Annotated in this window: 14 protein-coding genes; 10 read left to right on the top strand and 4 right to left on the bottom strand. The window is 62.0% G+C overall.

Annotated elements, in window-relative coordinates; translation table 11 throughout:
* A partial coding sequence (locus AC3FOF_RS24480) for an NADP-dependent malic enzyme (protein WP_488728038.1) occupies nucleotides 1-2,312 on the bottom strand: 2,312 nt, incomplete at its 3' end.
* A gap of 496 nt (nucleotides 2,313-2,808) precedes the next feature.
* On the opposite strand from AC3FOF_RS24480, the gene AC3FOF_RS24475 reads away from it, so the two are divergent.
* The 3 genes from AC3FOF_RS24475 (at nucleotide 2,809) to AC3FOF_RS24465 (ending at nucleotide 3,945) form a co-directional block, all read left to right on the top strand.
* Entirely contained in the window at nucleotides 2,809-3,210 is a 402-nt protein-coding gene (locus tag AC3FOF_RS24475; RefSeq protein WP_488728037.1) for a transposase, read from the top strand.
* A 107-nt stretch (nucleotides 3,211-3,317) separates the two neighbouring features.
* Nucleotides 3,318-3,701: a c-type cytochrome gene (locus AC3FOF_RS24470; protein WP_276263831.1), complete on the top strand. Its 384-nt coding sequence runs from the start codon at nucleotides 3,318-3,320 to the stop codon at nucleotides 3,699-3,701.
* A 100-nt stretch (nucleotides 3,702-3,801) separates the two neighbouring features.
* Nucleotides 3,802-3,945, top strand: coding sequence for an FAD-dependent monooxygenase (locus AC3FOF_RS24465; protein WP_488728036.1), 144 nt, complete (start codon nucleotides 3,802-3,804; stop codon nucleotides 3,943-3,945).
* A 235-nt stretch (nucleotides 3,946-4,180) separates the two neighbouring features.
* Here the strand turns inward: AC3FOF_RS24465 and AC3FOF_RS24460 are convergent, their stop codons facing one another.
* Complete coding sequence (locus AC3FOF_RS24460; protein WP_017226851.1) at nucleotides 4,181-4,651, bottom strand: Lrp/AsnC family transcriptional regulator; 471 nt, start codon at nucleotides 4,649-4,651, stop codon at nucleotides 4,181-4,183.
* A gap of 14 nt (nucleotides 4,652-4,665) precedes the next feature.
* Here AC3FOF_RS24460 and AC3FOF_RS24455 point away from each other — a divergent pair, with 14 nt between their 5' ends.
* On the top strand, nucleotides 4,666-5,385 hold the full coding sequence (locus AC3FOF_RS24455) for a LysE/ArgO family amino acid transporter (RefSeq protein WP_488728035.1): 720 nt from the start codon (nucleotides 4,666-4,668) through the stop codon (nucleotides 5,383-5,385).
* A 147-nt stretch (nucleotides 5,386-5,532) separates the two neighbouring features.
* Nucleotides 5,533-5,898, top strand: coding sequence for a glyoxalase superfamily protein (locus AC3FOF_RS24450; protein WP_017226853.1), 366 nt, complete (start codon nucleotides 5,533-5,535; stop codon nucleotides 5,896-5,898).
* Nucleotides 5,899-6,138: 240 nt separating this feature from the next.
* On the opposite strand, the gene AC3FOF_RS24445 is transcribed toward AC3FOF_RS24450, so the two are convergent.
* On the bottom strand, nucleotides 6,139-6,798 hold the full coding sequence (locus AC3FOF_RS24445) for a M24 family metallopeptidase (RefSeq protein WP_017226854.1): 660 nt from the start codon (nucleotides 6,796-6,798) through the stop codon (nucleotides 6,139-6,141).
* Between the two features lie 167 nt (nucleotides 6,799-6,965).
* Between AC3FOF_RS24445 and AC3FOF_RS24440 the strand changes: the two genes are divergently transcribed.
* The 3 genes from AC3FOF_RS24440 (at nucleotide 6,966) to AC3FOF_RS24430 (ending at nucleotide 8,744) form a co-directional block, all read left to right on the top strand.
* Nucleotides 6,966-7,364, top strand: coding sequence for a gamma-glutamylcyclotransferase family protein (locus AC3FOF_RS24440; RefSeq protein ID WP_488728034.1), 399 nt, complete (start codon nucleotides 6,966-6,968; stop codon nucleotides 7,362-7,364).
* A 139-nt stretch (nucleotides 7,365-7,503) separates the two neighbouring features.
* Complete coding sequence (locus tag AC3FOF_RS24435; RefSeq protein WP_488728033.1) at nucleotides 7,504-8,019, top strand: GNAT family N-acetyltransferase; 516 nt, start codon at nucleotides 7,504-7,506, stop codon at nucleotides 8,017-8,019.
* A 20-nt stretch (nucleotides 8,020-8,039) separates the two neighbouring features.
* Complete coding sequence (locus tag AC3FOF_RS24430) at nucleotides 8,040-8,744, top strand: HAD family hydrolase (protein ID WP_488728032.1); 705 nt, start codon at nucleotides 8,040-8,042, stop codon at nucleotides 8,742-8,744.
* Here AC3FOF_RS24430 and AC3FOF_RS24425 read toward each other — a convergent pair.
* Entirely contained in the window at nucleotides 8,741-8,983 is a 243-nt protein-coding gene (locus AC3FOF_RS24425; protein ID WP_488728031.1) for a hypothetical protein, read from the bottom strand. The two genes, AC3FOF_RS24430 and AC3FOF_RS24425, sit on opposite strands and share 4 nt — an antisense overlap.
* Nucleotides 8,984-9,202: 219 nt before the next feature.
* On the opposite strand from AC3FOF_RS24425, the gene paaA reads away from it, so the two are divergent.
* Nucleotides 9,203-10,207 carry a 1,2-phenylacetyl-CoA epoxidase subunit PaaA gene (gene paaA, locus AC3FOF_RS24420; protein ID WP_488728030.1) on the top strand — a complete coding sequence of 335 codons (1,005 nt, stop codon included), beginning with the start codon at nucleotides 9,203-9,205 and terminating at the stop codon, nucleotides 10,205-10,207.
* A 13-nt stretch (nucleotides 10,208-10,220) separates the two neighbouring features.
* The gene (gene paaB, locus AC3FOF_RS24415) at nucleotides 10,221-10,505 is read left to right on the top strand and encodes a 1,2-phenylacetyl-CoA epoxidase subunit PaaB (protein ID WP_017226859.1); all 285 of its coding nucleotides are present in this window, start codon (nucleotides 10,221-10,223) and stop codon (nucleotides 10,503-10,505) included.
* Nucleotides 10,506-10,519 lie beyond the last annotated feature (14 nt).

The following is a 10,519-nucleotide window of genomic DNA, read 5'->3' as shown; positions in this document are numbered from 1 at the left end:
TCCACCACCACCAGCGACGTCATATTGACGATGCGGCGCACCGTGGCCGACGGCGTCAGGATGTGGACCGGCGCCTTGACGCCCAGCAGGATCGGGCCGATCGCCACATTGTTGCCCGCCGCGACCTTGAGCAGGTTGTAGGCAATGTTGGCGGCGTCGATATTCGGGCACACCAGCAGGTTGGCCTCGCCCTTGAGCGCGCCATCCGGCACGAGCTGGTCGCGCAGCTTCGGGTCGAGCGCGCAATCGCCGTGCATCTCGCCATCCACCTCGAGTTCCGGCGCGCGTTCGCGCAGGATCGCCAGCGTTTCGCGCATCTTCTGCGCCGACGGCGCTTCCGACGAACCGAAGTTCGAGTGCGACACCAGCGCCACCTTGGGCTCGATGCCGAAGCGCTTGAGCTCTTCGGCGGCCATCAGGGTGATCTCGGCCAGCTGGCAGGCGGTCGGGTCCACGTTGACGTGGGTGTCGACCAGGAAGATCTGGCGGCCCGGCAGGACCAGCCCGTTCATCGCGGCGTAGACCTCGTTGGTGCCGCCCAGGATCTGGTCGATATAGCGCAGGTGCGCGGCGGTGTTGCTGACCGTGCCGCAGATCATGCCGTCGGCCTCGCCCTTCTTGACCAGCATGGCGCCGATCAGCGTGGTGCGGCGGCGCATTTCCAGCTTGGCGTACTGCTGGGTGACGCCCTGGCGGGCCATCATCTTGAAGTAGGCCTCGGAATAGTCGCGGAAACGCGCGTCGTGCTCCGGGTTGACCACGGTGAAGTCGATGCCGCCGCGCAGGCGCAGGCCAAAGCGTTCGATGCGGTGGGCGATCACGGCCGGCCGGCCGATCAGGATCGGGTTGGCCAGCTTCTCGTCGACGATCACCTGCACCGCGCGCAGCACGCGCTCTTCCTCGCCCTCGGCGAAGACGATGCGCTTCTTCTCCATGTCGACCTGGCGGGCGGCCGCGTAGATCGGCTTCATCAGCGTGCCGGAGTGGTACACGAACTGCTGCAGCTGCAGGCGGTACGCGTCCATGTCCTTGATCGGGCGCGCGGCCACGCCGGACTTCATGGCGGCCTCGGCCACCGCCGGCGCGATCTTGACGATCAGGCGCGGATCGAAGGGCTTGGGAATCAGGTACTCGGGACCGAAGGACAGGTCCTGGATGCCGTAGGCGGTGGCGACGATGTCGCTCTGCTCCTGGCGCGCCAGTTCGGCGATGGCATGCGCCGCCGCGACTTCCATCTCACGCGTGATGGTGGTGGCGCCCACGTCGAGCGCGCCGCGGAAGATGAAGGGAAAGCACAGGACGTTGTTGACCTGGTTCGGGTAGTCGGTGCGGCCGGTGGCGATCACCGCGTCGGGACGCACTTCCTTGACCAGTTCCGGCAGGATTTCCGGGTTGGGATTGGCCAGTGCCAGCACCAGCGGCTTGTCGGCCATGCGCTGGACCATGTCCTGCTTGAGCACGCCGGCGGCAGACAGGCCCAGGAAGATGTCGGCGCCGTCGATCACCTCGGCCAGCTTGCGCTTGTCGGTCTTCTGCGCGAAACGGGCCTTTTCCGGGTCCATCAGCTCGGTACGGCCTTCGTAGACCACGCCGGCCAGGTCCGTCACCCAGATGTTCTCGAGCTTCATGCCGAGGTCGAGCAGCAGGTCCAGGCAGGCCAGTGCCGCGGCGCCCGCGCCGGAAGCCACCAGCTTGACCTTGCCGATGTCCTTACCCACCACGGTCAGGCCGTTGACCACGGCCGCGCCGACCACGATGGCGGTGCCATGCTGGTCATCGTGGAAGACGGGAATCTTCATGCGCTCGCGCAGCTTGCGCTCGACGTAGAAGCACTCGGGCGCCTTGATGTCTTCGAGGTTGATGCCGCCGAAGGTAGGCTCGAGCGCGGCAATGATCTCCACCAGCTTCTCGGGGTCCTTCTCATCGAGTTCGATGTCGAACACGTCGATGCCGGCGAACTTCTTGAACAGGCCCGCCTTGCCCTCCATCACCGGCTTGGAAGCCGCCGGGCCGATATCGCCCAGGCCCAGCACCGCGGTACCGTTGGTGATCACGCCAACCAGGTTGCCCCGCGCGGTGTAGCGGAAGGAATTGGCCGGATCGGCCACGATTTCCTCGCACGCGGCGGCCACGCCCGGCGAGTAGGCCAGCGCCAGGTCGTGCTGGTTGGACAACGGCTTGGTCGGCGTGACCGAGATCTTGCCCCGGGTCGGGAACTCGTGATATTCCAGGGCAGCCTTGCGCAGCGCCTCCCGGCCCGGGTCGAGCGTGCCATCCAGCTTTGGTTCGTTGCTTTCGGATATGGTGGTCATGGTTTGCAGTACGAGATCGGCAAGGCAATCGTGTTGCGAACCGGTTCGATGGAATTTCCTGAATCCACTAATTATCGAGGGGCGGTTTCGCGAGCGATATTCCGGCATGGTCGGGACGAGAAAATCATGGCCTATCAAGGGCGATAGAGCGGGACAGCCGCGGAAACCGCGGACTGAACGCCATGAGATTCATCGTGCGGAGCGTATCGAGCCAAGCGTAGCCGGGCCCCGGGGCGCCGTACAGTATCAGAGCGCGCTGAATTCACCGTATCAGCGAAGTGCGCGAGAATTCAGGAAGCGACTGGAACAAAGCAATGGCCGGGATTTGAAATAATCCGAGATTGTTCATTAGCCCCTCTGGGCGATCCTTGCAAGCAAGGACGTCCCGAAGGATAATGACGGCCGCAAGGACGGTGCCAAGAACGCCACCGTTGGGGGCAAGACGCTGTCGCTGTTTGCCGAGGACGCCGATTTGCAGGGCTGGCGCTACGGGGCCATGCTCACCGATCTGCAATTTCCCGCGCTGGAAGTCTGGCGCCTGTATCGAGGCAGGGCCGATTGCGAGAACCGCATCAAGGAACTCAAGGCCGACTTTGGTTTGAGTAGCCTTGTGTTACGCGACTTCTGGGTCATGGAGGCAGCGCTGGGCGTGGCGATGCCCGCTTGCAACCTGATGAGCGTGTTTCGCCATGCAGTGATGCGTCTGAAGGTGCATCACACCCTCTCCACGCTTCACCATCAGGTACTGGCCGTGGGCGCCCTGTGGGATGACGATGCAAGAAACGTCAAGCCAGTCTTGCGCCTGGCCGTCGCGCGAAAACGAAGACCGTGGTTTGAGGGCTTGTGGAGCAATGCCGGCGAGCCAGTCGACCTCTCGCGGGCGCGAGCACATTGCTAATGAACAATCTCGGTTCAAATGTTATCGAGAGAATTGAGCGTTGCAGTGGCACCTCCGGGGTTTGCCCTCGATTCAGATCTGATTTATACAACAGGGCTACATGAAAAATGAAAATAAAAACTTTATTCATCGCTTCGCTAGGAATTTTATCGCTAATTCAAGCGTCACTATCCTTCGCGGATAATGTCAATGGGAAAAATCTCTATTCACAGAGATGTGCCATGTGCCACGGAATAGATCTCAAGGGAACAGGGCCATTGGCTAATAAAAGCAATCCTCCTACACCTGATCTTACGACATCCGCTTTCAAAAAACGACTAAATGATTATCCGGGCGTTATTGTATCATCGATAATACTTCGGCCAAATGGAGACTTGATTCCCAAAACTTTGCAAGAGAATGGTGTAAAGCTACCGCCGTACTCTTGGAGGGTTAAGGATTTTCGTGATTTAAATCAATACATGAGTGGCGCGATCTCAAAAAATCGATGATTTCGAGATGAGAGGTGGGCGCAGAAATCTAAGAGCCATTTCAGGGTTGGTTGCAAGCAAGTTATTCAGCGAAGGGCTGATGAGATATTGGATATGATCAGTGGCTCTCGCTGAATTTTCTTCAAGCTTTATAACTTGGATGGATAAACTCATGCGGACAAAGGTTGCAATCGTTGGAGCTGGCCCAGCTGGATTGATGTTGGGGCAATTTTTTTCTCATGAATTTAAGCAACGTGGTTATTGAGAATCGCTCAAGAAATTACGTAGAGAGCTGGAGTCGCGCGGGCCAGGTTACCCCTGCCAAGGTCCATATTCTTACTGAGCCAGTCGACCTCTCGCGGGCACATTGCTAATGAACAATCTCGGTTGAATTCGGCGATGATTATCGCTTGTCGAAACCCCTTGCGCCGCGCCATGGAAGCTTGAATATCGATGGCAGTCGCATGCCGACTCGGAAGCGCGGGCGGACTAACGGCAGGCTAGCCGGCTCGGCGCTGCTCCCGTTCTACCGGCCGCGCAAGCCCCCGGCGCTCGATCGGCGTCGAGAAAACAATGGAAGTTCGCGTCTCGCCGAACCCGTTGATCTCGGACAGGAATCGCTCCAGGTCCTCCAGATCGGTGGCTACCACGGATAGCATGTAGGAATCGTTGCCGCTGACATGGTGGCATTCCAGTACACGTGGCGAGCTGCGCAGCTTGTCCAGCAATGCCTGTTTGCCAGGCTGGGGCGCATTGATCCCCACGATGGCGCGTACGCCATAGCCCACCGCTTTCGGGTCGATGTCCGCATGGAACCCCCGCACCACGCCGGCCTCCTCGAGGCGGCGCAGGCGCTCCAGCGTGGCGGGGATGGACAAGCCCGTGGCTTCGGCAAGCACCTTGAGCGGCTGCCGCCCGTCGGCCTGGATGGCCTGAATCAGGCGCCACGCCTTGTCATCGAGTTCAAGCATGGAATCTCCGTATTTTGGCTGGACGGCTTAAAAAATCGCAAGCACTTCTGCCGTACAGCAGAATTTACTCGATTCGTTTGCCGCAGAGAACTGGCTACCATGTGCGCATGGACTCCACGACGCTTCTCCTCTTTCTCAAGGCGGCCCTGGTCGGGATCTCGATCGCGGCCCCGGTCGGCCCCATCGGGCTGCTGACGATTCAGCGCACGCTTGAGCGCGGCATGGCCGTGGGACTGGCCACCGGCATGGGTGCCGCGCTGGCGGACGCCGTTTACGGCGCGATCGGCGCTTTCGGGGTTGGCTGGATCATCCATGCGCTTGCCGCCGCGCGCATGCCCTTGGCGCTGGGCGGCGGCGCCCTGTTGCTCTGGCTGGCCTGGCGCACCTGGCGCGCGCCGCTGGCGACATCGGCGGCGTCCGTATCCGGCGGCTCGGATCTGCTGCGCTGTCTCGCCGGTACGTTTGTACTGACCCTGTCCAATCCCGCCACCATCCTGTCATTTGTCGCTGTGTTCGGCGCATTGAGCGGCGGTGCCCTGGGTCCCATTTCTCCCGTTCCCATGATCCTGGGGGTATTCGCAGGGTCGTCGCTCTGGTGGCTGGCGCTCTCCCTGGTGGTCGCGCGGGGCCGCCATTTCTTCACGCCCGCCTGGCGCCGGCGCATCAACGCGGTCTCGGCGGTCGCGCTGGCCGCGTTTGCGATCTGGCAGTGGATTTCGGCTCTGGCAACGTAGCCGGGGCGGCCATGCGGCGTGATCAGGTAGCCCGAGATGACAAAGAACATCGGCCGCCGATCCCTACCGTCTGCCGTGTGCCCTCGGGTAGACTTCCGTTGTTCTCCGTTTCATCGTGTGTTCCGTCTCCTTCATTTCCCTGACGCCATGCATCTGTCTGCCGCCATCCCCATCGTCCGCATCTTTTCCGTTGAGAAGGCCAAGGAGTTCTATCTGGACTTTCTCGGCTTCTCCCTGGATTGGGAACATCGTTTCGAAGAGGGTTTGCCCCTGTACGCCCAGGTGAGACGCTCCGGCCTGACGCTGCACCTGAGCGAGCACCACGGCGATAGCACACCGGGATCGACGATATTCGTGCCGGTCGAAGACATCGATTCCCTGCACGGCGAACTTGCCGCCAAGCAGTATCCATATGCCAGGCCCGGCATCGAGACCGTGGGCTGGGGGCGTCTGATGCAGGTAGCGGATCCCTTCGGCAACCGGCTTCGCTTTTGCGAGCTGTCCAAGGATTGAATGGCGCCGTCGCCAAGGGCTGGCTGCATGGCCAGCCATGGATCGCCCCGCCGGCGGCGGCAGATCGCGCTTGAAAGCCCCGATCAAGCGGACGTGATTCGCCTCATCGACGAACTCGACGCATACCAGGAACCGCTATACCCGCCCGAGAGCCACCACGGCATCGATATCGCGGCACTGTCGCAGCCCAACATCCTGTTTGCGGTCGTGCGGGGCGTGGTCAGGCAGGCCCGCTTGCGTTTAGATGAGCAGGTCCTCGTAGAACGCGCCGAAGGGCCGGGTCGGATGCGCGAGCTGAATTTCGAGAATCCAGAGCCCGGCATCCGGACAAGGGGCGAAGTCGCCCAGATCCCCGGCTCTGTAGATGGCGTGCGGGAAGTCGCTGACGCGATGCCCCTTGATCTCCAGGTTGAGCCGCCAGCCAAGCGCCGATGCCCGCCCGGCGGCGTAGTCATACAGTGCCTTGCCTCCTGCGCCGGTGCTTCTCCAATGATGCTCGACCTCGTCGAAGACCGACTTTGCGGCATCCGCGCATGCTTTCATTTCCGGATCGCTCCCGACCACGAAGGTCGCACCCGCATCGCCTTCGTGCCGATCCCAGACGACCCCGAGGTCAATGAAGAAGATGTCGTTCTCCTTGAGCCGCGGATCGCCGACGGAGCGCTGTTTGAACGTTCTCAGGGTGTTCTCGCCGAAACGGATCAGGACGGGGTGCCAGATGCGATCCATTCCAAGTTCTTCCAGGACGGCCTTGCACTGCGTCGTTGCCTCCGACTCGAGCATGCCGGGCCGGACCAGCTCGGCGACCCGGTTGACGACTTGCCACGTCTTGTCGCGTGCAAACTGCATCGACTCTAGCGCGTATTGACTGCCGACCGCCTGTTGCATGCTTCCTGCCATCTGGATTTCCCGTAGTGTGTTGCGTTATATTTGCAAGAATATAATGGTGCCATATCCAGCGTCCAGCGCGTTGGTTGCCATGGCCTCACGGCCGCGCATCCTGATCGGTGCGCCGATATAGAATCCAACTCCCGGAATCCAGCTCCCGCTGCCACTAGAGTCCAGCCATGCCCGCTACCCGTCAAGACTTCACGGAAAACCTTTTTTCGTACGGCACGCTGCAACTGGAGGCGGTGCAACTGGCGACGTTCGGCCGAATGCTCGACGGCCGCGCGGACGTCATGCCGGGATACGCACTCACCATGCTCAAGATCGAGGATCCGCAGGTCGTCGCGACCAGTGGCAAGACCCACCATCCCGTCGTCGCATACAGTGGGAATGCCGGCGACAGCGTGCGCGGGACGGTATTTGCCATCACGGCCGAAGAACTGCGCCATGCGGATGCTTACGAGGTATCCGACTATCGGCGGGATCGGGTGGCGCTTGCCTCCGGCGTTCAGGCATGGGTGTATGTCGCAGCGGACTCGGCTGTGCCGCCTGCGCTGGAAGGGCATACTCCTGGCTGACCCCGGCCGCCGGGGGCGCTGCGGTGGCTATTGCTCTGTGCGTCTACGCAGGCTTGGACAGACTCGAAACCCGATTGTCGGCTTCATATGTTCATATGGATTCACGGCTTGTCCAGATCCATTCCCTGAGAACCCGAAAATGAGCAAAGACCGGCTATCAGTCCGTCCATTGACGGCAAGCGACGCCTCCGCATTCAAAGCGCTCCGCCTGCATGCCATTTCCGATTCTCCGAGCGCCGTCTGGCCGACTTATGAGGAAGAAGACAGGCGCACGCTGGAGGCGGTCCAGGAGCGCATCCGGGCGAGCGGGGATCAGATCGTGTTCGGCGCATTCAGCGGGCCGGTCCTGATCGGCATTGCCGGCCTGCGGCGCGAGCCGCTCGCGCAGGTGGCGCACAAGGCGGTGCTATGGGGGGTCTTCGTTGTGCCGCAGCGGCGCGGAGGCGGCGTTGCCCGTGGCTTGCTCGAGGCTGCGTTTGCGCATGCCCGCGAACTGGGCATCCTGCAGATCCACCTTTGCGTCAATGCCGAAAACCCCCGTGCGCAGGCTTTGTATCGCTCCCTTGGATTCAAGACGTTCGGCCTGGAACCGCGCGCCATGCGTGTCGGAGACCGGTTCTATGACGAAGAACATATGACGTTGAGCCTGGACTAGCGGACTAGACGATTCTCCACATGAAAAAAGACCGCATTCTCGTCCTGGACATCGATGGCACCCTGTCGGACTCCGTCGGCCTGCACCAGTCGGCATTCCTGGCAGCGATGACGGCGCTTGGGTTGCCGGACCTCGATACCGACTGGGGAAGCTATCCCCATCACACCGACACCGGCATCCTCGCCCACGCGCTGGCGGCGGGTGGGCGTGCGCAGATGTTGCCGCATGAGCAGGCGCTGTTCGAGCAGGACCTCGACCAGCACTTTGTGTCCCGGTTGTCCGAACGCGGCCTGGTGGAGATTCGCGGCGCAAGGGCGTTTGTCGAGGCCGCGGGAAACACAGGCTGGGCCGTTGTATATGCCACGGGCGGCATCAGGAGCGTCAGCCGGCGCAAGCTCCAGGCAATCGGCATCGCGTATGCGGAGCCAACCCTGATGACGGCGTCCGAGCATGCTTCCAGGACGGATCTGGTGGCGGCGGCCATCGAACGGGCGAAGCAATGCTATGGCATTGCCGAGCCCAGGGATGTGGTTTCGGTGGGTGACGGACGCTGGGATCTCGAGGTTGCCGGTCGGCTGGGGATCGGTTTTATCGGCGTCGGTTCTCCTCCGGCGGCCGACGTGCTGACGTCACGCGGCGCCACGGTGTTTCCGGATCTCGCACGCGCGATGCCGTGGCTGCAGGGCGGCGGCGGGCCGGTGTCGTCCGCGCTCCCGCGCGCCTAGACAGCCGGCAGTCTCGCAAGACGCTCCGCCGCGCGCTGCGTGGCATTCCTGCGGTGCTCGACGAACGACGCGATTTTCTCGCGCGTCGCGTTGACAAGCGCTGGCGGCGCCGTGCGGGGCGAGCCGGTCCGATAGGGCGGTTCCGGGTCGTATTCCATCTGGCGCTGGATGTCCTGCGCCACGCCGTGGCCCGCGAGATCCGCTACCACGCTCAGTGCAAAGCTGGTGCCCGGGGTCACGCAGTCCCATTGCTGAAGCCCAGATCGTTCTGAATGGTGTTCTTGATGTGCTCTATGCATATCTTTCTGCGCTGCAGGCAGTTCTGTTGAGGGCTCCGGCTGCGCATTCATTCCTCGTTGTGTTTTTTCTATTGAAATATACATATAGATTTAAATAATTCATCAACCGACCGGTCGGTTTATAAATATACTGCGTCATCGGTCCACAGGATGATTCCCATGTACACACAGTCCCTCGACATCCCCGGCGGCCTTCAGCCGGTCGACCCGGCGAACACCGACGTGTCGCCAGAGCAGGCCCGCTTCGATGCGGTGATGCAGGCCGACGGCAAGATCGAAGCGCAGGACTGGATGCCCGATGCGTATCGCAAGACCCTGATCCGGCAGATCTCGCAGCACGCGCATTCCGAGATCATCGGCATGCAGCCCGAAGGCAACTGGATCAGCCGCGCCCCGAGCCTCAAGCGCAAGGCGATCCTGCTGGCCAAGGTGCAGGACGAGGGCGGTCACGGTCTGTACCTGTATAGCGCCGCCGAAACGATGGGCGTCTCGCGCGACCAGCTGGTGGAGGCGCTCCATGCCGGCAAGGCCAAGTATTCGAGCATCTTCAATTACCCGACGCCCACCTGGGCGGATGTCGGCGTGATCGGCTGGCTGGTCGATGGCGCGGCGATCATGAACCAGATCCCGCTGTGCCGTTGCACCTACGGCCCGTATGCGCGCGCCATGATCCGCATCTGCAAGGAGGAGTCGTTCCACCAGCGCCAGGGATTCGACGCGCTCCTGTCGATGATGAGGGGTACGCAAGCGCAGAAGGATATGGTCCAGCAGGCCGTGGACCGCTGGTGGTGGCCGGTGCTGATGATGTTCGGGCCGAGCGACAAGGACTCGATCCACAGCGGCCAGTCGTTCCAGTGGGGCATCAAGCGCATTTCGAACGACGACCTGCGCCAGAAGTTCGTCGATGCGACCGTCGAGCAGGCGAAGATCCTCGGCGTGACGCTGCCGGACCCGGACCTGAAGTGGAACGAGGAACGCAAGGCGCACGACTACGGCGCGATCGACTGGGAAGCGTTCTGGCGTGTTGTCAATGGCGATGGCCCTTGCAACAAGGAGCGCCTCGCCACCCGGGTGAAGGCGCACGAGGATGGCGAGTGGGTGCGCGAAGCCGCGCTTGCGCATGCCGCCAAACAGGCCGCGCGGGCCAAGAAACAAGCCGCTTGAACAGGAGACGAAAATGAACAAGGAATGGCCGATCTGGGAAGTGTTCGTGCGCAGCAAGCAGGGGCTTGACCACAAGCATTGCGGCAGCCTGCATGCGCCCGATGCGAGCGCCGCGCTGCGCATGGCGCGCGATGTGTACACGCGCCGCCAGGAGGGCGTGAGCATCTGGGTGGTGCCGTCGGCAGCCATCACGGCCTCCGACCCGGCCGACAAGGAGGAGCTGTTCGAACCGGCGGGCGACAAGATCTACCGCCATCCGACCTTCTTCGTGCTGCCCGACGAAATCAACCACATGTAAGGCGCGACATCACC

Source organism: Cupriavidus sp. 96C5-1 (assembly GCF_057798855.1).
The sequence above is the reverse complement of the archived record's forward strand: the minus strand, read 5'-3'. Positions and strand labels throughout refer to the sequence as shown.